The 24,541-nt window shown below is 44.8% G+C and carries 30 protein-coding genes; 4 read left to right on the top strand and 26 right to left on the bottom strand.

Features of this window, described 5'->3' with window-relative positions:
- Nucleotides 1-26 precede the first annotated feature (26 nt).
- The 3 genes from BKD12_RS06275 to BKD12_RS06265 are packed head-to-tail and all read right to left on the bottom strand — an operon-like array spanning nucleotide 27 to nucleotide 2,162.
- Nucleotides 27-1,322: a virulence-associated E family protein gene (locus BKD12_RS06275; RefSeq protein ID WP_070088456.1), complete on the bottom strand. Its 1,296-nt coding sequence runs from the start codon at nucleotides 1,320-1,322 to the stop codon at nucleotides 27-29.
- Nucleotides 1,225-1,971: a CHC2 zinc finger domain-containing protein gene (locus BKD12_RS06270; RefSeq protein ID WP_070088455.1), complete on the bottom strand. Its 747-nt coding sequence runs from the start codon at nucleotides 1,969-1,971 to the stop codon at nucleotides 1,225-1,227. The genes BKD12_RS06275 and BKD12_RS06270 overlap by 98 nt, the downstream gene beginning before the upstream one ends.
- Entirely contained in the window at nucleotides 1,968-2,162 is a 195-nt protein-coding gene (locus tag BKD12_RS06265; protein ID WP_070088454.1) for a YNR034W-A-like family protein, read from the bottom strand. The genes BKD12_RS06270 and BKD12_RS06265 overlap by 4 nt, the downstream gene beginning before the upstream one ends.
- Before the next feature lie 212 nt (nucleotides 2,163-2,374).
- Between BKD12_RS06265 and BKD12_RS06260 the strand changes: the two genes are divergently transcribed.
- A complete protein-coding gene (locus BKD12_RS06260; RefSeq protein ID WP_070088453.1) occupies nucleotides 2,375-2,959 on the top strand; it encodes a helix-turn-helix domain-containing protein in 585 nt (194 codons plus the stop codon).
- Nucleotides 2,960-3,006: 47 nt separating this feature from the next.
- Nucleotides 3,007-4,125: a site-specific integrase gene (locus BKD12_RS06255; protein ID WP_083262861.1), complete on the top strand. Its 1,119-nt coding sequence runs from the start codon at nucleotides 3,007-3,009 to the stop codon at nucleotides 4,123-4,125.
- A 449-nt stretch (nucleotides 4,126-4,574) separates the two neighbouring features.
- Here the strand turns inward: BKD12_RS06255 and BKD12_RS06250 are convergent, their stop codons facing one another.
- From BKD12_RS06250 to BKD12_RS06215, 9 genes are all read right to left on the bottom strand, one after another.
- On the bottom strand, nucleotides 4,575-5,444 hold the full coding sequence (locus tag BKD12_RS06250) for a TrmH family RNA methyltransferase (RefSeq protein ID WP_083262860.1): 870 nt from the start codon (nucleotides 5,442-5,444) through the stop codon (nucleotides 4,575-4,577).
- The gene (locus BKD12_RS06245) at nucleotides 5,441-5,965 is read right to left on the bottom strand and encodes a DEAD/DEAH box helicase family protein (RefSeq protein ID WP_083262859.1); all 525 of its coding nucleotides are present in this window, start codon (nucleotides 5,963-5,965) and stop codon (nucleotides 5,441-5,443) included. The genes BKD12_RS06250 and BKD12_RS06245 overlap by 4 nt, the downstream gene beginning before the upstream one ends.
- 141 nt (nucleotides 5,966-6,106) lie before the next feature.
- Nucleotides 6,107-6,421 (bottom strand): hypothetical protein, encoded by a 315-nt coding sequence (locus tag BKD12_RS06240; RefSeq protein WP_173829266.1) that lies wholly within the window; start codon nucleotides 6,419-6,421, stop codon nucleotides 6,107-6,109.
- A 21-nt stretch (nucleotides 6,422-6,442) separates the two neighbouring features.
- Nucleotides 6,443-7,792 carry a plasmid recombination protein gene (locus BKD12_RS06235; RefSeq protein ID WP_070088538.1) on the bottom strand — a complete coding sequence of 450 codons (1,350 nt, stop codon included), beginning with the start codon at nucleotides 7,790-7,792 and terminating at the stop codon, nucleotides 6,443-6,445.
- Between the two features lie 141 nt (nucleotides 7,793-7,933).
- Complete coding sequence (locus BKD12_RS16885; protein ID WP_172516886.1) at nucleotides 7,934-8,110, bottom strand: hypothetical protein; 177 nt, start codon at nucleotides 8,108-8,110, stop codon at nucleotides 7,934-7,936.
- A gap of 1 nt (nucleotide 8,111) precedes the next feature.
- Nucleotides 8,112-9,245, bottom strand: coding sequence for an AAA family ATPase (locus BKD12_RS06230; protein ID WP_070088451.1), 1,134 nt, complete (start codon nucleotides 9,243-9,245; stop codon nucleotides 8,112-8,114).
- Nucleotides 9,242-9,565: a plasmid mobilization protein gene (locus BKD12_RS06225; RefSeq protein WP_070088450.1), complete on the bottom strand. Its 324-nt coding sequence runs from the start codon at nucleotides 9,563-9,565 to the stop codon at nucleotides 9,242-9,244. Before BKD12_RS06225 ends, BKD12_RS06230 begins: the two co-directional genes overlap by 4 nt.
- A gap of 4 nt (nucleotides 9,566-9,569) precedes the next feature.
- Entirely contained in the window at nucleotides 9,570-10,652 is a 1,083-nt protein-coding gene (locus BKD12_RS06220; protein WP_016302463.1) for a site-specific integrase, read from the bottom strand.
- 16 nt (nucleotides 10,653-10,668) lie between these two features.
- Nucleotides 10,669-10,848, bottom strand: coding sequence for a helix-turn-helix domain-containing protein (locus BKD12_RS06215; RefSeq protein WP_016302462.1), 180 nt, complete (start codon nucleotides 10,846-10,848; stop codon nucleotides 10,669-10,671).
- 336 nt (nucleotides 10,849-11,184) lie between these two features.
- Here BKD12_RS06215 and BKD12_RS06210 point away from each other — a divergent pair, with 336 nt between their 5' ends.
- On the top strand, nucleotides 11,185-11,745 hold the full coding sequence (locus BKD12_RS06210) for a helix-turn-helix domain-containing protein (RefSeq protein ID WP_070088449.1): 561 nt from the start codon (nucleotides 11,185-11,187) through the stop codon (nucleotides 11,743-11,745).
- Nucleotides 11,746-11,923: 178 nt separating this feature from the next.
- Here the strand turns inward: BKD12_RS06210 and guaA are convergent, their stop codons facing one another.
- The 11 genes from guaA to BKD12_RS06155 all read right to left on the bottom strand — a co-directional run bounded on the left by guaA (nucleotide 11,924) and on the right by BKD12_RS06155 (nucleotide 20,996).
- Nucleotides 11,924-13,471 (bottom strand): glutamine-hydrolyzing GMP synthase, encoded by a 1,548-nt coding sequence (gene guaA / locus BKD12_RS06205; RefSeq protein ID WP_070088448.1) that lies wholly within the window; start codon nucleotides 13,469-13,471, stop codon nucleotides 11,924-11,926.
- A gap of 131 nt (nucleotides 13,472-13,602) precedes the next feature.
- A complete protein-coding gene (locus tag BKD12_RS06200; protein ID WP_408606941.1) occupies nucleotides 13,603-14,958 on the bottom strand; it encodes an MATE family efflux transporter in 1,356 nt (451 codons plus the stop codon).
- Nucleotides 14,959-15,108: 150 nt separating this feature from the next.
- Nucleotides 15,109-15,339: an HPr family phosphocarrier protein gene (locus tag BKD12_RS06195; protein WP_070088446.1), complete on the bottom strand. Its 231-nt coding sequence runs from the start codon at nucleotides 15,337-15,339 to the stop codon at nucleotides 15,109-15,111.
- 64 nt (nucleotides 15,340-15,403) lie between these two features.
- Nucleotides 15,404-15,658, bottom strand: coding sequence for a sporulation transcriptional regulator SpoIIID (gene spoIIID / locus BKD12_RS06190; protein WP_070088445.1), 255 nt, complete (start codon nucleotides 15,656-15,658; stop codon nucleotides 15,404-15,406).
- A 67-nt stretch (nucleotides 15,659-15,725) separates the two neighbouring features.
- Nucleotides 15,726-16,568, bottom strand: a complete 843-nt coding sequence (locus tag BKD12_RS06185) for a hypothetical protein (protein WP_242872722.1) — start codon at nucleotides 16,566-16,568, stop codon at nucleotides 15,726-15,728.
- 276 nt (nucleotides 16,569-16,844) lie between these two features.
- Nucleotides 16,845-17,027, bottom strand: coding sequence for a type II toxin-antitoxin system antitoxin (locus BKD12_RS06180; RefSeq protein ID WP_070088444.1), 183 nt, complete (start codon nucleotides 17,025-17,027; stop codon nucleotides 16,845-16,847).
- Nucleotides 17,028-17,111: 84 nt separating this feature from the next.
- Nucleotides 17,112-18,098 (bottom strand): SPFH domain-containing protein, encoded by a 987-nt coding sequence (locus BKD12_RS06175; RefSeq protein ID WP_070088443.1) that lies wholly within the window; start codon nucleotides 18,096-18,098, stop codon nucleotides 17,112-17,114.
- A 98-nt stretch (nucleotides 18,099-18,196) separates the two neighbouring features.
- Nucleotides 18,197-18,811 (bottom strand): SGNH/GDSL hydrolase family protein, encoded by a 615-nt coding sequence (locus BKD12_RS06170; RefSeq protein ID WP_070088442.1) that lies wholly within the window; start codon nucleotides 18,809-18,811, stop codon nucleotides 18,197-18,199.
- 36 nt (nucleotides 18,812-18,847) lie between these two features.
- Nucleotides 18,848-19,180: a hypothetical protein gene (locus BKD12_RS06165; protein ID WP_070088441.1), complete on the bottom strand. Its 333-nt coding sequence runs from the start codon at nucleotides 19,178-19,180 to the stop codon at nucleotides 18,848-18,850.
- Nucleotides 19,181-19,246: 66 nt separating this feature from the next.
- Complete coding sequence (locus BKD12_RS06160) at nucleotides 19,247-20,302, bottom strand: sensor histidine kinase (protein WP_070088440.1); 1,056 nt, start codon at nucleotides 20,300-20,302, stop codon at nucleotides 19,247-19,249.
- Nucleotides 20,292-20,996 (bottom strand): response regulator transcription factor, encoded by a 705-nt coding sequence (locus tag BKD12_RS06155; protein WP_070088439.1) that lies wholly within the window; start codon nucleotides 20,994-20,996, stop codon nucleotides 20,292-20,294. The genes BKD12_RS06160 and BKD12_RS06155 overlap by 11 nt, the downstream gene beginning before the upstream one ends.
- A gap of 282 nt (nucleotides 20,997-21,278) precedes the next feature.
- Between BKD12_RS06155 and BKD12_RS16435 the strand changes: the two genes are divergently transcribed.
- Complete coding sequence (locus tag BKD12_RS16435; RefSeq protein ID WP_083262858.1) at nucleotides 21,279-21,857, top strand: AP2/ERF family transcription factor; 579 nt, start codon at nucleotides 21,279-21,281, stop codon at nucleotides 21,855-21,857.
- 37 nt (nucleotides 21,858-21,894) lie between these two features.
- Here the strand turns inward: BKD12_RS16435 and BKD12_RS06145 are convergent, their stop codons facing one another.
- From BKD12_RS06145 to BKD12_RS06135, 3 genes are read right to left on the bottom strand one after another with little or no spacing between them, the layout of a single operon-like run.
- A complete protein-coding gene (locus BKD12_RS06145) occupies nucleotides 21,895-22,467 on the bottom strand; it encodes a DUF3841 domain-containing protein (protein ID WP_070088438.1) in 573 nt (190 codons plus the stop codon).
- Nucleotides 22,460-23,035 carry a DUF3841 domain-containing protein gene (locus BKD12_RS06140; protein ID WP_070088437.1) on the bottom strand — a complete coding sequence of 192 codons (576 nt, stop codon included), beginning with the start codon at nucleotides 23,033-23,035 and terminating at the stop codon, nucleotides 22,460-22,462. The genes BKD12_RS06145 and BKD12_RS06140 overlap by 8 nt, the downstream gene beginning before the upstream one ends.
- A complete protein-coding gene (locus BKD12_RS06135) occupies nucleotides 22,977-24,539 on the bottom strand; it encodes a BCCT family transporter (RefSeq protein WP_070088436.1) in 1,563 nt (520 codons plus the stop codon). Before BKD12_RS06135 ends, BKD12_RS06140 begins: the two co-directional genes overlap by 59 nt.
- Between the last annotated feature and the right edge of the window lie 2 nt (nucleotides 24,540-24,541).

The following is a 24,541-nucleotide window of genomic DNA, read 5'->3' as shown; positions in this document are numbered from 1 at the left end:
ACTCAAAACATTTTAAAAGTTATCTTTTATTCAAAGGGCAGTTCTGTATCATCACTGATTTTTACAAATCCGTCCTTGTCCTTTTGAGATCGAATTCGTTTCCATGATCGCTGGATCCCAATTCCTCCCGGGAACCGATGAGTCCCGTGTTTTTCCCATCCGATAATCTCATTGTCCATCAGATCCCCGATCTCTTTGGACTGCCATTTAGGGACAATGCCTTCCTGATGAAACACTTCCTGATAGATGATAGTAGAGCAGACATAATCCTCTTCGTAATTGTCCAGGAAAGCCTGGATCATCCCGGTCTGTGTATCTTCCGGCATAAAGTCCTTCTGCAGAGATTTCACATAGTCTTCCATATCCGGAGAGAAGGTCAGGAGAAATTCCCCGCTTCGGTAAATTTCCATTGCCTCTGCCCACGCCTGTATGATATATTCTCTGGAGCCTTTTTCATCTCGATATATCGTAGTCTCTGCTTTCTCCGGACAGACCTTTACCGGTCCAAACCGTCGATTGCCCGTCCGGTCAAAGGGTAGGAAAGCAAGATCGTTTGAAGTACCGCAAAACACGCATTGACGGTATCTGTCTTCCGCTCTTCTTTCGTAGGGAATCCTATAAGTGTCCTTCTGTCTGCTCAGGAAAGATTTAGTCTCCTCAATGCTTTTGGCATTCGCTACTGCGTTCATTTCCGACATTTCCACAATCCAATGCCCCTGCAGATATTCGTAAACTTTCTTGTCATCCAGCCGTTTCACATCATCCGTGAACCATTCATCCTGAATTGCCAGATATTTGAAAAAAGTAGATTTTCCTGTCCCCTGACCGCCAACTAGACAGAGCATGATATCGTACTTCTTTCCGGGTTCATACAGGCGGCTTATGGCTGCCAGCATGTGCATCTTCATAACCTCTCCTGAATATTCTGGATTTTCCGCCCCGAAGAAATGAGTCAGCATCCCTGCAATACGGGGTCTGCCGTCCCACTTCAGACTTTCCAGCAGATCAATGATCGGATGGAAACTGTTATCGTTGGCTACAATATCTATCGCTTTTGCGATCACCCGATCACTGGTTAATCCGTAATTTTTTTCCAGATAGAGAGACAGGTTGTTCATATCCGTATCCGTCATCTGTACGCCCCGCCTCTTCCAGGGCACTTTTTTCTTAATATCAATCTGACAGGTCATCTCATTCCTGCAGACAGCTCCCCTCAGACATGGATCATGTTCCAACACGTATTTGCAATTCTGGATAGACTGCCGGATCCGGCCTTTCTCCGTTACTTCCAGATTGTCCCGGATTTCTTCCGGTGTCAGCATTTCCTGCTCTACAATATTCTCTAATTTCTTCCAGGACTCCTCGCTGATATTCTTCCATTCGCTGCTCAATCTTCTCCACCTCCTTCCGTTTATAAATGAAAAATTCCGCTATTTCCTCTCCGTCACCGGTCAAAAGGATATCCAGATAATCATTGATCTTCCTCTCATTATCCAGTGCCTCCACAAAGCATTCCTGCTCAAAAGGCTCCGGCTCGGATCCGTAAAACTGTTTCCAGAACCGAATCCACGAAAGATAGTCCGTCAAAACCTTTACGGCATGATTTTTCCAGGTTTTAACCTTGCTTTTTACCGAAAAATGATACCGACTTTGTACCTTTTTACCTTCTCTGTCCCGGGATTTGTTCTGAACAGACTTTTGTTCCTTCAATGGGATTGGAAGATTAAAATCAGTGATCAGCTTTTTTGTCGCCTCATAAGGAGACATTCCAAATAATTTGCCCGTAAACGTGATTACATCTCCCTTTGCACCGCAAGCAAAACAGTAGAATCCTTTTTCCACTTTCATGCTGGGATGCCTGTCCTTATGAAAAGGACAGCACACCATTCCATTTCTGTTTACTTTCACCCCATACTGCTCAGCAGCCTGCCTGGCAGTCACAGATACCTTAACACTTTGAAAAATACTCATTCTACCTTCATCTCACATCCATAATATTTTTTCTGAAAATATCTGACTGGAACTTTTCCCTTGATTACGTTATATCCGGCATTTTCCAGTTCCTGATTCATTTCCCTTACAATGTCATATGCCTTACTTCTGCCAATTCCGAGAATCTCCATAATCTCGTTTGCAGTAATATAAGAAACCTTAATCTGCATCTTGTTCCCTCCTTTGATTGATATCTATTGTTCTGTGCAATAAAGATACGCCTAACATTCATATCAAATCACTATACACGTCTTTTATATGCACTTTTAATTCGTATTTATATCATACGGCTAATATTCATATTTGTCAACTTATATTTTAAATAATACGCACTTGCAATTCGTATTATTTCATGTTATATTATCCATGAGGTGAATAAATAATGAACGATATGGAAATTTCAACGATTGGAGAACGTATTAAAACTCTCCGAAAAAAACGAGGTTATAACCAGAAAGAGTTAGCAGATCTTTTAGGAAAGTCACTTCGCACCATTCAGAAATACGAAAGCGGAGAAATTGATGTATCTATTGCTATGGTCAATGAACTTGCCAAAGTGCTGGATACTACTTCCACCTATCTTCTGGGGCATCAGACCGGCGATTTTAAATTTGACAGCCTTTCAGATGTAATGGAATGCCTGTTTCAGATTGAAAAAATAACAGGACTTCATTTTTCTATTGAGACAAAAAGACCGCCTCATCATGACGGCTGGCAGTGCTCCATTACCTTTGACGGAAAAGATAAAGCAGCTGATCTGAATGCGGATATATGTCTTTTCCTGGAAGAATGGGAAAACAATCGAGAATCTTTCAAAGAATACGGCATGTCAAAATCTGCCTATGAGGCGTGGAAAGATAAGACACTGGCTTATTATGCTTCACAGGGTGTAGAAATGTCTGAATTAGAAGAACTTGATGAGGACGAGCGTATAAAAGGAAGAGCTGCTCTGCTTTCTGGCGAATAATCTCCCAACATAGGGTTTTCATAACTCTAAGAAAGGAATGATCAGATTTGTCAGTAACAAAGGATACTTCAGGAAAATGGATGTCCCAGATCCGTGTCAAGGATTACACCGGAAAAGTCATCCATAAAAAGAAACGTGGGTTTGCAACCAAAAAAGAAGCTTTAGAATGGGAACGGGATTTTCTGAATAAAGCAACAGCCGATATGGGAATGCTGTTTCAGGATTTCGTAGAACTGTATTTTGAAGATATGAGCCACCGGCTGAAAGAGTCTACCATCATCAGTAAGCATTATATGGTGGACAAAAAGATTCTTCCGGTATTCGGAAAGATCCCTATCAACGAGATTACGCCGAAAGATATCCGCAAATGGCAGAACAGCTTAACTGCCTATCGGGATGAAAATGGAAAACCTTATTCTCAGACTTATTTAAAAGCGATCAACAACCAGCTGACGGCTATGTTCAATTATGCAGTGAAATATTATGATCTGCATGAGAATCCATGTACCAAAGCCGGAAGTATGGGAAAAAGTCATGCGGAAGAAATGAACTTCTGGACAAAAGCAGAATTTGAGCAGTTTATAGTGGCAGTACAGGATAAACCAGCCTCCTATACCGCATTTATGACTCTATATTATACCGGAATGCGTGTAGGAGAGTTATGTGCATTAACACCTGCAGATGTGGATCTGGTAGGCCATACAATCACGATTAATAAGACCTTTCAGCGTATCAACGGCAGGGATGTGATCTGGCCGCCAAAGACGCCAAAAAGCAATCGGGTTGTTACCATTCCACAAACCCTTGCTAACTGTCTGAAAGAGTATATGAATAAGTGCTATGATATCCAGCCGGATGACAGACTGTTTCCTTACACCAAAAGTTTTCTGAACCATGAAATGCTCCGTGGATGTAAGAAGTCAGGAGTTAAAAAAATCCGGGTACACGATCTCCGCCACTCCCATGCGAGTCTTCTGATCGAAATGGGATGCCAGCCTCTTCTGATCGCAGACCGGCTCGGACATGAAAAAATACAGACGACCTTAAATACTTACAGTCATCTGTATCCGAATAAGCAGGCAGAAGTAGCTGCTCAGCTTGAAAATGTGATGAACGGAACGACAGTTCCGAATGGTAGTCAAATGGCAGGTGTAGCCAATTTGTAGCCAACAAAAGAGAAAAATCTCTGGAAAGCCTGTAAAATAAGGCTTCCCAGCGATGTGGTGTCTATTCGAACTCGGCGTGTTCTTTGTTGTTTTTAACTATATTTGTTTAAGTTTTATGCAAATACACGCCCATTTTTACATCAATTACATCATTTATTATGGCTTGCTGATTTTCTGTTGCCAAAATGTTGCCACGCATTTATTATAGCAAATCCCTACAAATTAGCAATCCATTTTTTGAAATTTTGCACACGCACCAAAAGCAAAATTTTTCCTTAATCACCTTATTACATGGTGCTAGCACCATGTATGTATATATCATAAACAGTCAACTTGTCACTCCCCGCCATTTTAATTATAAAGTCTTAATAACGCATTCTGCCACTAATTAATCAAGAACGCATTTGCTTATAAAGACGAGCTATGGAGCAGATGTAACATGATAGCTTCTAAAGAGTCCCTTTGATTTTTATTCCTCTCTGCCTTGTTATTTCATACATCAGTATCGAAGCGGCGCAGCTTACATTAAATGATGTGGCGTATGAGTTCTCGGACATCGGTATCGTACAGAGCAAATCACAATACTCCTTTAGCGTTTTGTTTAATCCCATGGTTTCATTTCCCATCATCAACATAAGCGGAGAAGTCAGATTTATGGAGTAAACAGGATCTTCATTATGAGCCGTAGTTCCTATTGTAGTAAAATCAGTATATCTTTTTTTCAATTTATCAATATATTCAAATAATGCCTTGTTATCGGAAATTCTGATAACAGGCAGTTTAAAAAACGACCCCATGGCCGAGACCACCACGTCCGTATCATATAAATCTACCGCATGACCCGTGATGATGAGCATGTCCACCCCAAGCGCATCACAAGATCGTATCATAGTGCCAAGATTTCCCCTGTTTGAAGGGCGGTCAAATAAGACAATAAAAGGCTTCTCGGAAAGCGTGACCTGCTCAAGTTCATCCTCCCGCATTTCGATTACCGCCATCAACTCTGAAGTGTCCTCTTTTCCACTCAATTCTTTCATAAGCTCCGGCGTCAGACAATAATTCATGTCTGTATTTACCTTATTTATCATATCCTTCGCCCAATCGGAAAGATTGTTTTTATCATAAACAAATGATTTGATTTTCCAGTTATTCCTCACTGCCTCGTTAAGGCTGCGGACACCTTCAACAAAAAATTCATGGTATCTGTAACGTTTATTTCGATTTGTTTTCAGCACCTCGAATTTTTGAAATATGTTGTTTTTAGTGAATACTTTTGCTTCCTGCATTTTTCTTTCCCCCATTCTCCATAAATCAATCATAGGATTTTTTCCATAACCCAATTATTAACCCTTAAGGCTGCCTGTATAGGCGAAATGTCAGAAGTATCCAGTAATGTTATAGGATATGGAGCATTTTCGCTTGCCTGTTGCTTCAGCCATTTATTAAAATCCATAGAGTTTCTAATCCACTCATCATCACTTACCCCGCGTCCTTTACGCATTCTTTCAACCAAAACAACATCATCACAGACAACGGCAAGATAATAAGTATGGGTAAACAATTCTCTTTCCGGTAAATTTTCAAGTTGTTTGGGCACTCTGCAGCCACATAGCACAACAGGTTTTCCAGCTTGTGCGATATTGCCGCATACCCTTAACCATAAACGATTATACTCGAAATAATCATCCTCTGGTGTATTGTAGATGTCATTCCACAATAAGTCACTTTCCATTACAATATACTCTTTTTCGTTAATCAACATTTCATTACAAAGCGTTGATTTTCCAACACAGGAAGCCCCGGTGACAATGAATAATGGTTGTTTGTTAGTAAGTTTCATAATAGCCTCCAACAATTCCGGTCTAACATTCTTTTAATTCTCCCTTTCTGCAATTTATCATTTAACATTTTGATTATATCACCTGTTTCTTTTATTTTCCACAAAAATATAGGGCATAGCAACCGCCACGCCCCACATTTCTTATCGTTCCAAGGATTTCTCAATCTTCCACTTCTGCCCTTTCAAGTCATTCTGCTTCTCATACAGATTATTGCGCTCTTTGCACAGTTCTTTCATGCGTTCCAACTGCGCCCGCACTCCCTCCCGACAATCCGGCTCTATCTTTTTATATTCCCCGGTCAGATTACGGATTGTATTATTGTTTTCCTTTATCTGCTCCGACAAACATACCCAGTCTATCAGATTTTGCACCTCCTTGTCCGTTTCGTAAAGGTCTGTATCTGCTACGATTTTAGCACACAGCCGTATCATAACTTTCTTTTCCATATCGGTCATATCCTATCAATCCTCACTTTCCTATCGGCTCATTTCAAAGGCATGTTTCGGGCGTTTCTTTGCCATTTCTGCCTGTTCTAATGCCTTTGCCCGCTCTACTATCAACTGCACCTGTTCCCTGCCGAAATGACGCTCCAAACGCCCAAAATCAACCGCTTTTTCCTGCAATCGGTCTATGGTGTCGCTCTGCTCCATGACCTTATTCGTCAAGCGACTAATCTGCTTTTGTTGCCCGTCCACTTTGGCGGTCAACTTCCTGCCCTGCTCCGTAAGCTGTACGCACTTGATAGTCAGATTTTTTACCACTTCTTTCAATTTCTCCACAAGCGGTAAAGCCTTTTTATCCCTGTATGCTTTTGCGCTCATAAATGCCCCCGGCTCTGCCAACTGCCATTTCACATCTTCGTCATAGGCGTGTATATTTCTCTCCATGACTTCTTTTGACTGTACCATTTTGTTAAGTTCCTGCTGTAACTTTTTCTGCTGTTTCTCCAATTTTTCATTTTCGGATAACAGCTTTTCTTTATCCTCAGTCAGCGTTTCCGTCTGCTCTTTCAACAGATGATTTGTTGCGGTAAGTTCAGATACTTCCTGTCGGATTGCTTCACCCTCTTTCCGTATCTGCTCCGTTTCCTGTCCTGCCGCTATCTGCTGATGAAGAATATTAGATAATTCCTCTTTACTGCCGGAAATCGTCTGTTCCAGTTCCGCAACTTCTTTCTGCCGTTCCTGCTTCTCAAAGTCGAGTACAGACAAATGCTTGTTATGTGTGCCTAACTGCTTCCATTGTACGCCATAATGTCCCATGACTTTTGAAAGTTCCTGCTTCTCCGCTTCAATCCATTCATTCCATTCCGTCATTCCCCTTGTGCCGCCTTTAAAGCCCTGCTCTGACAGTGCGCCTTTGAGGGAAACTCTCGTATCAAGTCCACGCTTACTGTTACGGATAAAAGGAACAAAATCAATGTGAATATGCGGTGTCTGTTCGTCCATATGCAAGTGACTTGAAAAAACATATAAGTTCGGATTTCTTTTCTGAAACTGCTCCATAAACTCACATAAAATTTCTTTCGCCAACTGTCCCTCATTGCTCTGTACGTTCATATCGTCCTTGTTGCCGATTTGGAAGATTACCTCATAAAATAATTTCTCCTGCTTTCCCCGGCGTATCTTCTCATAGTAATCGTCAATCTTTCGGTCACTCCGTTTCTGCTTTGCGTTGTAGCGTTCCAGTGCATCATCAAAAAGATTGTGGTAAACTTCTTTTATATCCGAGTGGCAAAATTCCACGTTATCCCGACTACGTTCCTTATCTACATTTTTAGCTGTAAAGGCTCTTGTATTGTGATTGACTGAACCTTTCCCCATCATACCGCTAATCGTTCTTTCCAATAGGCATATCCTCCACATTCTATATACTGATTTTACTGCGCCGACTAAGGCGCAAAGCGAAGTTTCTTCGCTTCGGCTTTGTTACTTTCCCGAAAGTAACGCAAAAGCACTTTCGACAGGCTACGCTCTATCAAAAGTGCCTTTGCGCCCTGCCGGGGGCTTTCCGTCCTGCGGACGGTGGACGGCTACCCGCCGCTTTACTGCTCCCCCATGCGTCGGTTTGCGTCGATAGCGTCGATATTTTCTATACCGCCCCGCTATCAAAAATACCGTCGCAACCGACGCATATCGTCGCACCTTACTCTTTTTGCTCTAGCCGTTTCAGAATGATTTTTCTCTCATGCCCCCGCTTATTGTCGTAGAAAATGCCATACTCATTAAGCAACTGGCTGTTGACTACATTTAATTTCCGAGAAAGCACATTCGCCGACAACTGCATATCCGGCAACTGTTTCAGAAGTTCCGTTGCAGTCCCCTCCCACTCCTGCATCTCCTCTGTCAGAAATTCGTTGATTGCTTCAAGTAATGGATTGGGCGGCTGTTTCCACAATTCCGTTTCCGCTTTCTGAAATTTCCAAATACATTGTTCCCGGTCAAATTCGATTGTTAATTCTTGATCGGGCTGGTCACGACCCACAATGTCCATGACCGCCGTATTGTCCGTACGCTTTTTCTTGTGCATGATAAACGCCCCGTCTGCCGCACCGAGAAGTCCGTTTGTGCCGGAAATCATATCAAAACTGTCCTCGGACTCCAACTTGCGGGTATGATGAACCACCAACAAGCAGACCCCATATTTATCGCTGAATGATTTCAGCTTTGTCACAATCTCATAGTCACTGGAATAACTGTACCTGTCCCCGCCGACCTCACGCACTTTTTGGAGCGTGTCAATGATAATCAGCCTTGCGTCCTTATGCTCCTTTATAAAGCCCTCTAATTCTCCGTCCAGTCCCTCGTTCAGTGTCTTTGCCTGCGTTGCGAAATATAAATTGTCCGCACACTCCACGCCAAACATGACGGACAGCCGCCGCTGAAGCCTTGCATAATCATCTTCCAGTGCAAGGTATAATACCGTCCCTTTTCGGACGGGATAATTCCACAGCGGAAGCCCCATTGCCACATGATAGGCAAGCTGCCCCATAAAGAACGATTTCCCCACTTTCGGCGCACCTACAAAGAGATAAGTGCCGCCATACAGGAAGCCGTCCACAACAGGCGTTCTCGGCGGGTAAACCGTATCATACAGTTCTGTCATGGAAACCGTTTGAAGCCCGCCGCCCTGCCCGGATTTCTTCGGGCAATTTGTGGCTTGCAGATTGTTTTTTACGTTTTCATTTGCTATAATTTTTTTGTGGTTTTTATTGTTCGGCTGTTCCCCATCTGCGCCAACAGATGATACGGGAGCAGTCGTTTTTCTTTTTTCTGTCATTCATCTTCCCCTTTCAGACCGTCTAACGTGATTGCGATTACCTGTAATGTGTAGAGCAGTTCGTCATTGTCCGGGCTTACGCTTTCCATGTGCTTCAATTCCTCATAAATTGCCGACATTTGATTTTTCAGTGCCTTATACACCCTCGGATTGCCCTGCACCACAACGTCCCGGCATAAGAGCCGCCTTGTAATATAATCCTGCTTTGTCAGTCCCGACAAAGCCACCAAATCATTCAGTAGCTTTGCTTCTTCATCAGATACCCGGAACGCCACCGTATGATTGCGCCATCTTCCCTTGTAATCAAGTGATTTTTCCATGTTCTTAGTCCTCCTTTGTCATTCTCTCCATTTCCAATTTCTCCGCCATTTCCGTCTGCACCGTAGGGAACAGGTGGGCGTAACGGTAAGTGATTTTCTCTGCTTCATGCCCCATGCGCTCCCCAATCGCCAGTACCGAAAATCCCATGTTGATTAACAGCGAAACCGCACTATGGCGAATATCGTGGACACGGATTTTCTTAACGCCCGCCTGCTTCGCCCCTCGCTCCATTTCGTGATTGAGGTAGGATTTTGTGACCGTAAATAAACGTTCGTCCGGCTTGATGTCATAAAGCATTTTGATGTACTCCTGCATTTCCTCACACAGAAACGGCGGCATTTTGATTGTGCGGTTGCTTTTTTTCGTCTTTGGGCTTGTGATAATGTCACGCCCTTTGGAACGGTGGAAAGTCTTGCTGATTGTGACTGTCTGCTTCTCAAAATCAATATCAGCAGGCGTGAGCGCAAGCAGTTCGCCGGAACGCATACCGCACCAGTAAAGCATTTCAAACGCATAATAGGAACGGGGCTTATCCATCATGGCTTCGGAGAATTTCAAGTATTCTTCTTTCGTCCAAAAGTCCATTTCCTTAACGGCTTCGCTCCCAATCGTCCCTGCCCGTCTTGCCGGATTGTAGGGCAGGTTATAAAAGTTTACCGCATGGTTGAATATCGCCGTCAGTTGTGCGTGTATCGTCCTCAAATAATCTGCGGAATAGGGCTTGCCTTTCTCGTCCCGGTAAGCCATTAACTCATTCTGCCACGCTATCACGTCCTTTGCTTCAATCTCTGCGATTTTGCGGTTTTCAAAGTATGGTAAAATCTTTGTCCGTATCACATGGCTTTTGGACTCCCAAGTGCTTTCCTTGACACGCTGCTTCTTGTCGGCTTCGTACACTTCAAAGAAACTGCCGAAAGTCATATCCAGCTTTGCACCCTGTTTGAGCATTGCTTCATGTTCCCACGCCTGCGCTTCCCTTTTGGTTGCAAAGCCCCTCTTTTGTGTCTGTTTCCTCTCTCCTTTCCAGTTGGTAAAGCGGTAGATTACCCGCCACGTCCCCGTAGCGTTGTCCTTGTATACAGCCATCTAAATCAACTCCCTTCTATTCGCTGTAACATACTTTTTTATGAAAAAATGTAGCGTTCACACGTCCTGCCACCGTCAGATAGCCCTGTTTCTGCATTTCTGCGTTGAGTTCCCTTACAATCTGATAGGCTTTTGACTTTGACACACGCAGTTCCGCTGCCACTTCCTCCACTGTCATAAAAGATTTTTCTGTCATTCAGATATCCCCTCCTTTCAATGTTTAACTGTTTTTGTTTAAGTGTTGCATATAGAATACTAAATAAATTCCGTTAAGTCAAGTGGTTTTCAAGAAAATCTTAACTTTTTTTATTTAAGTTATTCTTGCTATTCCTATTGCACCATGTTATACTAACTTCAACAGATTTGTTTAAGTAAAGTCATGCACGACTGGAAGAAAACAGGACGGCGGGTGCTTGCACACGCTGAACTGCTTTCTGACAGGCGTATATGGCGCACCGCCACAGCGAGATGAAGCGGAGCGTAATCAAGCTGGCATGACTTTACCTCACTTCACAATAACGGAGGTTTTATTATGGCAATCGGCAAACGTATCCGCTTTTTCCGCAACCGAAAAGGCATGACACAGAAACAGTTAGGCGAAATCCTCGGATTTCTCGGAAAGACCTCTGATGTCCGTATGGCACAGTATGAAACCGAAGCAAGGACACCGAAGCACGACCTTGTAAAAGAAATGGCGAATATCTTTGATGTAAGCACCCACGCCCTCACCGTGCCGGATATTGATACCTATACCGGGCTTATGCACACGCTCTTTGCGTTGGAAGATATGTACGGGCTGAAAATCGGGGAGATTGACGGGGAAATCTGCCTGCGCCTTGACAAGTCCGACTATTCCACTTATACGTCCATGTTCGATATGTTCCACGCATGGCAGGAGCAAGCCGCCAAACTGGAACAGGGCGAGATTACCAAAGAGGAATACGACCAGTGGCGGTACAAGTACCCGGAACTGGACACCTCAAAGCATTGGGCGAAAGTCCCCTCACAGGCGGTCAGTGATATGCTCATGGAAGAATTTCAGAAAATCGAGAAAGAAGAAAAGAAAACATCTAAAAAGAAAAAGCAGAAATAAGCATAAAAAAGACCTTGCCGATATTCAGTTTCCATATCTGAAAATCAGCAAGGTTTTTCTTATGCCATTGATGTAATTATTTAGTGCGTGATGTTGAAAATGTTGCCAAATCGTTGCCAGCGCCTAAACAAATTTGCTTGCAACCCGCATAAACACTAGCTTTCTAAATCCAATTTCATCACTCGAACTCTATCGTCCCCGGCGGTTTACTGGTCAAATCGTAAAATACCCGGTTAACCCCCTTGACCTCATTAATGATCCTGCTCATCACCTTCTGCAGCACCTCATACGGGATCTCCGCCGCCTCGGCTGTCATGAAATCAATCGTCTTCACCGCACGCAGCGCCACTGCATAGTCATAAGTCCTTTCGTCTCCCATGACGCCAACAGAACGCATATTAGTCAGTGCCGCAAAATACTGATTGATTTCCTGGTCCAGTCCGGCATTTGCGATCTCTTCCCGGTAAATAGCGTCAGCATCCTGCACGATCTTTACCTTCTCTGCCGTCACCTCTCCGATGATACGGATACCGAGTCCCGGTCCCGGGAACGGCTGACGGAATACCAGTTCTTTCGGAAGTCCCAGTTCCAGTCCTGCTTTTCTTACTTCGTCTTTGAAAAGATCACGAAGCGGCTCGATGATTTCTTTAAAATCAACGTAATCCGGAAGTCCGCCTACGTTATGATGAGATTTGATCACAGCGGATTCTCCGCCCAGACCGCTCTCTACCACATCCGGATAAATAGTTCCCTGCGCCAGGAAGTCTACGGCGCCGATCTTCTTTGCCTCTTCCTCAAATACGCGGATAAACTCCTCGCCGATAATCTTACGCTTCTGCTCCGGCTCTGTCACACCGGCCAGCTTGCCATAATATCTTTCCTGTGCATTGACACGGATAAAATTCAGGTCAAAATCCCCTTCCGGTCCGAAGACTGCCTCTACTTCGTCCCCTTCATTTTTTCTGAGGAGGCCATGATCAACAAATACACAGGTCAGCTGCTTTCCGATAGCTCTGGAAAGAAGTCCTGCTGCCACAGATGAATCCACGCCGCCGGATAACGCCAACAATACCTTGCCGTCTCCCACCTTCTCACGGATTGCCTCGATGGAACTCTCTACAAAGGAGTCCATCTTCCAGTCTCCTGCACATCCGCAGACATTCCGCACAAAGTTAAAGAGCATTTTCGTTCCTTCCTGTGTGTGAAGCACTTCCGGATGGAATTGGATCGCATACAGCTTCTTTTCTTCATTTTCTGCCGCTGCTGTCGGGCAGTCTGCTGTGTGCGCTGTGATCTCAAATCCCGGTGCGATCTCTGAAATGTAATCGAAATGGCTCATCCAGCATACAGTCTTTTCAGATACATCCTGGAATACTTTGGAAGTCTTCTTGTCGATCAGGACTTCCGTCTTGCCGTACTCTCTCACGTCTGCACGTTCTACCTTGCCCCCCAGCACATGCATCATCAGCTGCGCCCCATAGCACAGGCCAAGTACCGGGATTCCCAGTTCAAATAATTCTCTGGAATATGTGGGGGAATCCTCCAGATAACAGCTGTTTGGTCCTCCGGTCAGGATAATTCCCTTAGGATTCATGGCTTTGATCTTTTCAATATCAATCCGATAAGAATAAATCTCACAATATACATTACATTCCCGGACACGTCTTGCCACCAGCTGGTTATACTGCCCGCCAAAATCCAGGACAATGACTAACTCTCTTTTCACCCTTGTTCCTCCTTATATACACTGTCAAAACAACTACATTTTCTTTTTCGAAAATCATTGTATCTATTTATTATAAAGTAGGAAATCCACTTTTACAATGACATTTTTCTACGTTCCTGCGAAAATTCCCCTTAAGAAATAGCCTGGTGTTTCCATTTCCCGCTGCGGTACCTTATCACAAAACAGCTCTCCCGTACCAGCCAGTCGATGATCATAGCCACCCACACTCCGAATACGCCCATGCCCAGATATTCGCCCAGCACATAGCTGAAAATGACCCGGAATATCCACATAGACACCACCGAAATGATCATACACATTTTCGCATCACCGGATGCCCGGAATGTAGCCGGGAGGGTAAATGATAACGGCCAGAACAGCACGCTGCAGACTGCATAAAAAATAACGATCTGCGAAGTTGTCTCTGCTGTGATATCCGACAGATGGTAAACCTTTAAGATGAATGGAAGCGCCACCACAATGACAACATTTGTAATTACCAGCGCTCCGTGGGTGATCAGGATTAATTTTCTGGTATAATATTTCACCTGTTCATAATCCCCCGCCCCGACACACCTTGCAATCACCGTGGTGACCGCAAGTGCAATGGCCATTCCCGGCAGGACCTGGAATGAAGCCAGAGTATTGGAAACAGCATTGGCTGCGATTGCATAAGTCCCAAAGGTAGAAACCAGGCTCAGCACAATAATTTTCCCCAGCTGAAACATACTGTTTTCCAGTCCATTTGGTATTCCAACGCTCAGGATTTTCCTGATCAGCATAAAATCAGGGCGATAGTTCAGCGACGGGGTCACCGATATTTCTCTCCGGCTGTCACAGAGAAGCACCATGATCAAAACCGCCGCAACGATTCTGGAAACCAGCGTCGGGATCGCCACTCCGGCAGTTCCCATGTGTACTCCATAAATCAGGATCGCATTTCCCGTCACATTGATGATGTTCATCACAATAGATACCCGCATGGAGATCCGGGAATTTCCCATCGTCCGGAAAATGGCCGCGCCGCCGTTATATAATGCTATAAAGGGAATCGATGCCGTTACGATCAAAAGATAGGTATTGGCATGGCCCATCACTTCAGCATCAATCTGTCCGAACACACCATGCAGGATCCAGTAGCGGCAGACATAAATGAGCAATGTAATCGCCACTGCGCAGATCGTGATAAACCAAACCAGCTGATCTGCAGCCTTTCTGGCACCTTCCTTTCTTCCCTGTCCCAGATACTGCCCCGCTACGACAGCGCCTCCTGTGGCCAGCGCCGAAAACACATTGATCAGCAGCACCATAATATTGTCTACCAGGGAAACACCAGACACTGCTGCTTCCCCGACGCTCGCCACCATGATACTGTCGGCCATCCCCACCAGCACAGCCAGCATCTGTTCAATAATCAGCGGGATGATCAAAGCAGTAAGCTCCCGGTTACTGAACAGATAATGGCTTCTATCCTTCTTTTGTACCAAACTTTTCAAGTTCCCTCATCTTCCTTTCCGACTCGAACCATTATCCTCTTTTCACGAATATTTGTCAATGCAGTTTCCGATAAGCGCATATAAAAACAGGAGCAAAGCATATCTGCTTTACTCCTGCATAGTCCTTTTGCTGCTGCATTTTTATGCCGCTACAAATTCTCTGATATCGTTCCAAAGCTCCTCACAATCGTCGCCATAGACTTTTAATTCAATCTTTTTCTGGAATCCAAGGTTCATAAGGCCGAGCAAAGATTTCGCGTCAACGATATACCTTCCGTGCTTCATATCCATATCATATGGATATTTCGTAACCTTCCTTACGAATTCCACAACGTCATTTGGGCCCTGAAAGACAACTAATCTTTTGTTCATAGTAACCTCTCCTTTTCACAGGCACTATATTAACATATTTTTCCAATAATGCAACAGCAAATTTTTATGCATGCTGATGCAGATACTTCTCCCTTGTAGCAAGGCCGCCCCGGATATGGCGTTCGGATTTGTTGACATCAAGCACCTTCCTGGCTTCTGCCGCCAGGGCCGGATTCACCTGCCACAAACGCTCCGTCACATCCTTATGTATCGTCGATTTACTCACCCCAAACTGCTTTGCCGTCTGCCTCACTGTGGCCTTGTGCTCGATGATATAGTATGCGATCTCCACCGCCCGCTCTTCAATATAATCCTTCAAGAAAAATCCCCCTGCACATCTTGTTTTTACAATCTATGCAGGGGGAAAGGAAGTCATGCTCACTTACTTAGGAAAGTTTCCCGCTCACTTCTTTTTTATATCCGGGGAACTTCGTGGCAATCCGTTTCGGCATATCTTTTGGAGCGCTTATCTTCAATCCAAATAACATTTTGACAAACCAGGACATAAACACCAGTACAATGATCGGGATCAGGCAGGAGGTAACCAGCATTACAGCAATCGTTTCAATAAAATGGTTCAGAAGAGTTTCGCCTTTTTTCAGCAGCCCCTCTGCTCCATCCTTGATCTTGGATAAGGCTTTCTCTACAATATTACCCTCTGAATCCGTACTTTCATCTATTTCTTCCGTGATTCCCTCCGCCTCTTCCATCGTTTCCTCAACACTCAGATCATAGGTTTCTTCTATCATCGCCGAAACATTCATACTGATTGGGATGATCAGGAATATCACAAGTCCAAATGCGGCTATTTTCAAAGCCAGCACCTGAAGAAACGTCCGATTCACACATATCCCCACTATCAACAGTGCACATGCTGCCGGAATCAATATTGTAAATGCTGCATATCCTGTAAGCGTGACCAAATACTTTTCCAGGAAAACAACCATCAGAATGATCAAAAAATACGATGACAGATCCGCCATTTTATTTGCCACAGGTGTCGTCGCGTCGCCGGGTATTGCCGCAAGCGCAGTGGCCGCTGCCGCTGATGTCGCCGTCAGTTTCAGGACATCCTCTTTCTTTTCATCGAGCGCTTCGATTGTTTCCGCATGATTCTCCGGGTCGCTTGCCGCCTTTGAAAAAACAGTCACCGAAAGAATCATCACTAAAAGGATCACAAGCACTGCCGCTGCTTTTCTCCTGTCAATTTTATGCATGATCTTTAACATTTTACCCTCTCCTTCATCTTCCTCATTTGTTTTACCCGCCCACAAATTATCTGAAATTCTGTTTTTGCAGTACATTCCCCTCTTCTTTATTTCCCTCTAAACAGTATACACGAAAAATAACTGAAGAAAAGTGGTACAAACTATTTTCTCTGGTTTTTTCCCTTATTTCTGCTTCCTGTCATCAAGACCATATACCACACAGGAAAAGGACGTATCGCTTTTCGCAATACGTCCTTTTCCTGCACCATCTACGGAAATCTCGTTTTAAGATCCTATTTATTCCTTTTTTCCCTTCCGGCGCTTCACGCACTCTGTCAAAAGGTACTCGATCTGACCGTTCATTGACCGGAAATCATCTTCCGCCCACTGAGCGATCTCATCATACAGCTTCTGTGACAGGCGCAGGGGGACCTGTTTCTTGGCTTTTGATTTTTCCGCCGCTTTATCCTCTTTTCCCAAAAGCACGCCCCCTTTCCGTCCAGTTTTCCGGCAGCCGATCTGGTGACTCTTATGTCTGCCGCCGTTACCTTTCCCAGGCCTTCGTTAATACAGTGTTCCGCTGTTTACAATAGGCTGAGCCTCTTTATTGCCGCACAGGACTACCAGCAGGTTGCTGACCATGGCTGCTTTACGCTCCTCATCAAGCTCAACGATCTCGTTTTCATTCAGCTTTGTCAGTGCCATCTCTACCATGCCGACAGCACCTTCCACGATCTTCTGTCTGGCGTCAATGATAGCGGCAGCCTGCTGCCTCTGCAGCATTGCGGATGCAATCTCAGGCGCATAAGCCAGATGGGTGATCCGCACCTCTTCAATCTTGATACCCGCATCTTCTGTTTTCTTCTGAAGCTCCTGACACATGATGTCTGCAATCTCCTGGCTGCTTCCCCGCAAGGATTTCTCATCCCCGCTCTCATTCGTATCATAAGGATACTGCCTTGCCGTATTCCGGATGATTGCATCACACTGAATAGACAGGTAATTCTTATAGTTTTCCACGTTGATCACAGCTTTGGTAGGATCTACCACGCGCCAGATCACAACCGCTCCTATCTCTACCGGGTTCCCCATAAGATCATTTACCTTCTGTTTTTTATTGTCCAGTGTCATCATCCGCATGGAAACCTTCTTTCCGGCTCCCACAGATATGGTCCCGACAGAACCTTCCACCTTTCCCGTTACAACCGGCAATGCTTTTACTGTCGGATTGATCGCCGAGCAGAAAGGATTCGTCCAGAAGAATCCTTCCTGTTTGATCGTTCCATAATAATTTCCAAATAATGTCAGCACATATGCTTCATTAGGATTCAGTACTTTCAGCCCGCACAGAAACAGAATCCCAGCGATAATCAGGATTGTCCCCACGCAGACGCCTACACCGATCAGCACTCCATTTTCGTTCATAGTTCCCACAACCGATCCCGCAATAATGCCTCCAATCCCTGCAATCAATATAACTAACCCGAAAAGAAGCATCAGATATCCACTGGCCGGATGCAGCACTTTTTCCTGTACATTTTCTTTCTTCATAGTGACTCTCCTCTCTCTGAGTTGTGATATCATTTTGATATCATTATCATAGCACCGTATCTGGGAGAAGTCAATCCATTCAGTCAAAAATCCAACATTTAAATTCCCATCTCCATGGCTGCCCCGATCCACAGATCCGCTACGATCCCTGCTCCATATCTGGTCAGATGCGTTCCGTCTGCCGTCACTGCATCATACCCTTCTTTCTCCGCCGTCCGGTTCAAAATATCGTGCAGCGGCAGAAACCTGGCTGCCATATCCCGGGCTGCCTCATGCTCTATCTCTTCAATTCTTTTGATCACCGGGATCCAGTTTGCATACTCCAGCGGATGAGGAAAGATAAATGGCCCCATACACAGAATCTCTGCTCTGGTACTTTCCTTTATCCGCCCGAGAAGCCTGCGGTAATTCTCTGCAAACTCCTGTGCTTCAAGCGTTTTCCCGGTATTCATAAACACTGCCGCATCATTACACCCGATCTGGATACTTACCAGATCCGGATCATGCTGCATACAGTCATACTCAAACAAACGCAGAAGGCCGGACACGGTGAACCCATCGTGCCCGGCATTGCGGATAAAAACCTGTTTTTTTCTTTCTTTCAGTTTCTCAGAGATGATTTTTACATATCCATTTCCCAGCTTTTCCTCATCCACATTCATCTTGTGAAATGCATCTGTAATACTGTCTCCCAAAAAAACAATCTTTTTCATCCGTTATCCCTTTCCTGTTCTGAAATTCTGCCTGCTTTAAATAAGGAACATTTTTACAACTCCTCCCAGGCAGGATACTATAACCAATGCATACGCTATATTAAGCTGCATCTTTTCTTTTGCTTTTACGTGTACAACTATTCCGGCAACGCTTAAGAACCCGAGAGCCCATGCCGCAATCTGCTGCGCCGTATAGTTGGTCGGCAGACTGGTCGCGCTCAGCACAGCAACCGCCATTCCCCAGACACTCATTGCATAAAATATCTTTCTTTTCGCTTTCTCACTTTTAACCAGCAGGAGCAGAAGCGTTCCTAAAATACTGATCACACACAGTCCTACAAACAAAATTACAATCATTCCAATCGCCATAATTATTTCTCCTTTTCTTTCCTCTTTTTCTTTACAAACGCAGTTTAACAATTTTTCATAAAGAAATTATGGAGAGATTTCTGAAGAATTCTGAAGAACCGGAGAGATTTCCAGTCTGATCCGGATACGGAAGGTCCCATTCATCTCCCCGGCCTCCATATCCCCTTTGTAGATCTGTGCAAGCTTACGTATATTTGCAAGACCGATCCTATGGCTGTCTTCCTGACGCTCGTCCCTTCGGATTCCGTTTTCCTGGGTAATGATCACGTATCGATTTTGATTTTCCACTTTTAAAAATATTTCCTTCTCTTCGTCCGCATACTTTTCTATATTAGATATCAGATTGTCAAAGATCCTTTTTAATGAAAAGATATCCATCCTGCCTTCCAAGGCTGCAAGTCCGCTCAGATCTGTCCTGATCGTGAAACGTTCTTCCAGGATCTCTTCCCACTCCTGCACCAGCTGAGAAAATAGAAAGGCAATATCTTCTATATCTTCCCAACGGATTCCTTCCTGCCCCATCAGCTGATCCGTCAGTTCCTTTATCTGCAGGGATTTCTCATGCATCAGCCGTACAGCGTCTCTCAACTCCTCCGGCTCCGGATTTTCCTTGTCCAGCAAAAGCTCCGAATAAGACACCATTGAGGTCAGCGGTGTTCGGATATCATGGGACATAGAGCGTACCCATGCCTCCTTTTCCTCCTGCATCTGCCGTTCTCTCTGATCCAGCTCTCTTCTGGATGCCGCCACAAAATTGATCGTTTCTGCCAGCCTCGTCAATTCATCGTCACCTTCCAGCGGGATCCTGGTCTCCATTTCCTTTTCCTTCAGCAGCTCCACCCCCTGGATGATCTGAATCAGATAAGACAGTCTCTGCCCCAGCATGAACAGGAATAAAACGACAAAAATAATCAGCCCTGCAAGCCCGCACACGCTCCGCAGCCAGACGCTGAATACCCTTTTCTGTACCTCTGTCAATACAATCCCATGGTGCCAGAAATAGTTTTCTACAATAGACCCCGACAAAAAATACAAAAAGCAAAACACGAATAACGATATCAGCACACTGATCAGCAAATATTCCAATATCACGACAGCCAGCTTTTTCCCCTTAATCGACATAATACCCCTTTCCCCATGCCGTTTTGATATATTCCGGATTTCTGGAATTATCTTTCAGCTTTTTACGCAGATTCTTAATATGTACCATAATAGTACCATCTCCCACTGCTTCATCCTCCCAGACACTCTGGTAAATATTGTCCATGGAAAATATCTTTTTGCGATGAGTCAAAAACAGTTCCAGGATCTTAAATTCTGTATAAGTCAGTACAATGACCTCTCCATCCTTCTCTACGGACTGTCTGTCCAGATCCAGCCTCAGATCCTTATAATGAATAATCCCTGGCCGTTCTTCCCTCTCAGCCACCTCTGGAACGGATGCCGGGCCGTAATCCTTTGCTCTTCGAAGATGCGCCCGTACTCTCAGAAGAAGTTCCATATTAGAGAAGGGCTTGACCAGATAATCGTCCCCACCTACCGAAAATCCCATGACCTTGTCCGACTCTCCGGAATACGCCGTCAGGAACAAGATCGGCGCATAATAATGTTTCCGGATCTCTGCTGCCGCTCCAAATCCTGACAATTTCGGCATATTCACATCCAGGATATAAAGGTCGACGGAAGCATCTGCAAGCGAAAGCGCCTCCTGCCCGTCAGCTGCCGCCATTACCTCATAGCCTTCCCCTTCCAACAGCATCTTTACAATATCACGAATCTCCTTTTCATCGTCAGCGATCAGTATCTTTGCTTTCATCCACATTCCCCTTTACCAGATATAATCTATATGATATCCTCTTTATAGTCTCTATTATACCCGATAGTCTCTGCACTCTTCTACTCCTTTCCTGATATTTTCGAATATTTCCCGGTTATATCTATGTGTCCGGTTCCTGTAAAAAGGAAAATAGTTCCAGATCATACTGGCACTTGAAAAAGCGCGCTTTTTCAAGTAAAATAAACTTAATGCCATTTACATAAATTTTACAATGAAGGGTTTGAGAAGGTACACTTTTTAAGTGAGAGAAGGGAGACACTTTTGACACAAAAACACGGCAGCAAGATACTTGACATTACCGGCAGAAGATTCGGACGGCTGACGGCTTTATTCCCTACAGAAAAAAGAGACCAGAACGGCTCTGTATACTGGCACTGTCTCTGCGACTGCGGCAATACTTCTGATATCTCAGAAGCAAAACTGGTACATGGAAATTATAAAAGCTGCGGCTGTCTCAAGACAGAAAACCAGAAAAACATTGCAGGCCAGCTTCATATCATCGACGGCACCTGTGTAGAGATCCTGGAAAACCGAAAGCACAGAAAAGATAACACCAGCGGCTTCCGCGGCGTCTATCAAATGAAAAACGACCGTTACCGCGTTGACATCGGTTTTAAAGGGAAGCGCTTTTATCTTGGCACCTTCCAGAATTTCGACGATGCGGTCCAGGCACGGCTGAATGCAGAGAAAATGGTTCATGGCGGTTTCCTGAAGGCCTATTATATCTGGAAGGATCATGCAGACAAAGACCCGGAATGGGCCAGAGAGAATCCTCTGAAATTTGATGTTACAAAAGAAAACGGGATCTTAACCATTGATCAAAAAAGCAAGACGGAATAGAACATATTTTCTATTCCGTCTTATTGTTTGACCTTCTCTATTTTTTTGCCGAGATCCACTCTTTTTTCAGGCACCAGGAAGCGCCCTGGATATCTTTTACATCCATCTTCTCCTCATGAAAATCATCAAACAGCCGCCTCCAGCTCTTCTTGATTTCCGCCTTCAGCTGAGGATAATAGGGCTTTGCAAAGACATCCGACGCATCCATGACCCCTTGCTTTTTCATCCGTGCGTCAAATTCCTGTTCCTCTTCCTTCGTTCCTACATAAGAAAGATTCAGGATCCGGTTCCATTTACGCCGGTCAAATAAAAGGACTTCCTCCTTGGGGATCTCTATTTGCAGGCGGTGAGTGCCCGGATCCGGCAGCGCCCATACGGGATCGCCGAAAAGCCATACCGGGGATTCAGCTTCAAGGGGCTTACTTAAAATTTCAGATGCATGCGCTGTAAAAAAATCGTAGGCTTCCCGGAAGATCCAAGCCGTCTCCTGATATTTTTGTTGAACGTAACTTTTTTTCACATAGTATACGCCGTCTCTGGCCAGCGTACACAGCACTCTATCCGCCTGCACGGTAAACATCTTTTTTATTTCTTTTGTTCCATCACTCATATCTTCTCACTTCCCGCACCCAGCTTTTCCGAAGCTCCCACGCGGTAGCCGCCGCATTCTCTTCCGTATCCGGCGGCACCGTAAATATCCGCTCCCAGCTGCCAGTGATCTTTCTTTTCAGCATTGGATAAAACTCACCCTTCCGCCCGGTCACCAGTTCATCTTCTGACGCAATGCCATAACGCTTAAGCTCTTCTTTGTGCTTTTTGTCATCTTCCTGATCCAGAGGAACATACCAGTAATTTACCCGGTAATCCCATCCTTTCATATTGCAGATCAGATACTGCCCTTCCGGGATCTCGAGTTTCAGGATCACAGTATTCTCCACTGGCTGCAGCATGAACTCCTCGCCCAGCGACAGCCAGATGGGATACTCACAGCCTGGAGGGATCGTAAGATACTTTTTGGCGGTCTTCGTATACCATCGGTACAGTTCCAGATAATAATCCGTGATGGATCCGTTTTTTTCTTCGATATATTCTTTTTTTACCCGGTATATGCCGGAGCTTTTAAGCTCCTCCCAGACTTCCGGTCTCTGCCTGGTCCACAGCGTTCTTGCCTGTTTCATGCTTCTCTACAACCTTTTCTGAGCGGACTGCCTTGATAAATGACGCACATGCTCCGAACATGATGAAAATGAACGGGAACGCCGCCGCCAGCGATATGGTCTGAAGAGGCTTCAGTCCTCCTGCCATCAGCAGGCCGACAGCCATAACAGACTGAATCACACCCCAGAGGATCTTCTTGCTGTTCGGAGGATTGATATCTCCATCTGTGGAAAGCATTGACAATACATATACGCCTGAGTTTGCAGACGTAATAAAGAATGCACACAGAGATACGATCGCCACAATGGACAGCAAAAATCCCAGCGGATATTCATTTAATACGACAAACAATCCGACCTCCGGCGTAGCGACAGCCTCCTGCAGAGTTTCGATCGCCATTTTGCCTTTTTCTGCCAGGTTGATTCCAAGGTTTCCAAAAACAGCTCCCCAGATACAGGATGCGATAGCCGGAACCAGTACCACGCCCATCACAAATTCACGGATGGTACGTCCCTTGGAGATACGGGCGATAAATACACCAACAAACGGAGCCCATGCAATGAACCATGCCCAGTAGAACAGCCTCCAGCTTCCCAGCCAGCTGTTGTCGCCATAAGCATTGATCCACATTGCATCCGGGATAAAATCGCCAATATACTGACCGATGCCATTGATAAAACTATTCAACACCTCGATCTTCGGCCCTACGATAAAGCATACGACCATCAGCCCGATAGCAACATACAGGTTTGTATCCGATATGATCTTGATGCCTTTCTCAATACCGGATACCGCAGATCCGATGTAAAGGAAGGAAACCACCACAATAATGATGATCTGTACCATCAGGTTAGAAGGAATTCCAAACATATATTCCAATCCGGCGTTGATCTGCAGTGTCCCAAGCCCAAGAGATGTTACCACTCCTGCAACTGTTGCAAATACCGCCAGAATGTCTACCAGCTTTCCAAGCCATCCATTTGCCAGCTTTTCACCGATCAGCGGTTCCAGGATCGTGCTGATCAGACCCTTTTTATTCTTGCGGAACATAAAATAAGCAAGCGCAAGACCAATCACCGCATAGTTTGCCCAGGGCAGGATTCCCCAATGGGTAAAAAAGGATTTGATCGCAAAATCTGCCGCTTCAGGCGTTGCTCCTTCGATTCCTTCCGTCGGATTCAGATAATGGCTCAACGGCTCTGCGACTCCCCAGAATACCAGACCTACACCCATACCACAGCCAAACAGAAGGCCAAACCAGGTAAGATTACTGTATTCCGGTCTGGAATCATCACCGCCCAGACGGATTTTCCCGAATCTGCCAAAGGCCACATATACGATAAATACCAGAAACACGATCATCGCCAGCAGATACAGCCACCCGAAATCTGTGGTCAGAAAATTAAACGCCGCATTGGAGACAACCGTAAAACTATCATTAAACACAACTGACCATATAGCCATAACAGCAACTATGACCAGCGAAACAATAAATACTGTATTCCCCGCTTTTTTCTTGTCCATAC

It is taken from the genome of Merdimonas faecis, from assembly GCF_001754075.1.
GTDB classification, from domain to species: domain Bacteria; phylum Bacillota; class Clostridia; order Lachnospirales; family Lachnospiraceae; genus Merdimonas; species Merdimonas faecis.
This window is presented reverse-complemented; position numbering and strand designations above follow the sequence as displayed.

Bases quoted from the DNA above. Each gene is read 5' to 3' on its own strand.
- BKD12_RS06275 (WP_070088456.1), bottom strand. From the start codon at position 1,322: ATGCTGACACCGGAAGAAATCCGGGACAATCTGGAAGTAACGGAGAAA.
- BKD12_RS06270 (WP_070088455.1), bottom strand. From the start codon at position 1,971: ATGAGTATTTTTCAAAGTGTTAAGGTATCTGTGACTGCCAGGCAGGCT.
- BKD12_RS06265 (WP_070088454.1), bottom strand. From the start codon at position 2,162: ATGCAGATTAAGGTTTCTTATATTACTGCAAACGAGATTATGGAGATT.
- BKD12_RS06260 (WP_070088453.1), top strand. From the start codon at position 2,375: ATGAACGATATGGAAATTTCAACGATTGGAGAACGTATTAAAACTCTC.
- BKD12_RS06250 (WP_083262860.1), bottom strand. From the start codon at position 5,444: ATGATTGATTTATGGAGAATGGGGGAAAGAAAAATGCAGGAAGCAAAA.
- BKD12_RS06245 (WP_083262859.1), bottom strand. From the start codon at position 5,965: ATGAAACTTACTAACAAACAACCATTATTCATTGTCACCGGGGCTTCC.
- BKD12_RS06240 (WP_173829266.1), bottom strand. From the start codon at position 6,421: ATGACCGATATGGAAAAGAAAGTTATGATACGGCTGTGTGCTAAAATC.
- BKD12_RS06235 (WP_070088538.1), bottom strand. From the start codon at position 7,792: ATGATGGGGAAAGGTTCAGTCAATCACAATACAAGAGCCTTTACAGCT.
- BKD12_RS06230 (WP_070088451.1), bottom strand. From the start codon at position 9,245: ATGACAGAAAAAAGAAAAACGACTGCTCCCGTATCATCTGTTGGCGCA.
- BKD12_RS06225 (WP_070088450.1), bottom strand. From the start codon at position 9,565: ATGGAAAAATCACTTGATTACAAGGGAAGATGGCGCAATCATACGGTG.
- BKD12_RS06220 (WP_016302463.1), bottom strand. From the start codon at position 10,652: ATGGCTGTATACAAGGACAACGCTACGGGGACGTGGCGGGTAATCTAC.
- BKD12_RS06215 (WP_016302462.1), bottom strand. From the start codon at position 10,848: ATGACAGAAAAATCTTTTATGACAGTGGAGGAAGTGGCAGCGGAACTG.
- BKD12_RS06210 (WP_070088449.1), top strand. From the start codon at position 11,185: ATGGCAATCGGCAAACGTATCCGCTTTTTCCGCAACCGAAAAGGCATG.
- BKD12_RS06195 (WP_070088446.1), bottom strand. From the start codon at position 15,339: ATGAACAAAAGATTAGTTGTCTTTCAGGGCCCAAATGACGTTGTGGAA.
- BKD12_RS06185 (WP_242872722.1), bottom strand. From the start codon at position 16,568: ATGTTAAAGATCATGCATAAAATTGACAGGAGAAAAGCAGCGGCAGTG.
- BKD12_RS06175 (WP_070088443.1), bottom strand. From the start codon at position 18,098: ATGAAGAAAGAAAATGTACAGGAAAAAGTGCTGCATCCGGCCAGTGGA.
- BKD12_RS06170 (WP_070088442.1), bottom strand. From the start codon at position 18,811: ATGAAAAAGATTGTTTTTTTGGGAGACAGTATTACAGATGCATTTCAC.
- BKD12_RS06165 (WP_070088441.1), bottom strand. From the start codon at position 19,180: ATGGCGATTGGAATGATTGTAATTTTGTTTGTAGGACTGTGTGTGATC.
- BKD12_RS06160 (WP_070088440.1), bottom strand. From the start codon at position 20,302: ATGTCGATTAAGGGGAAAAAGCTGGCTGTCGTGATATTGGAATATTTG.
- BKD12_RS06155 (WP_070088439.1), bottom strand. From the start codon at position 20,996: ATGAAAGCAAAGATACTGATCGCTGACGATGAAAAGGAGATTCGTGAT.
- BKD12_RS06145 (WP_070088438.1), bottom strand. From the start codon at position 22,467: ATGAGTGATGGAACAAAAGAAATAAAAAAGATGTTTACCGTGCAGGCG.
- BKD12_RS06140 (WP_070088437.1), bottom strand. From the start codon at position 23,035: ATGAAACAGGCAAGAACGCTGTGGACCAGGCAGAGACCGGAAGTCTGG.
- BKD12_RS06135 (WP_070088436.1), bottom strand. From the start codon at position 24,539: ATGGACAAGAAAAAAGCGGGGAATACAGTATTTATTGTTTCGCTGGTC.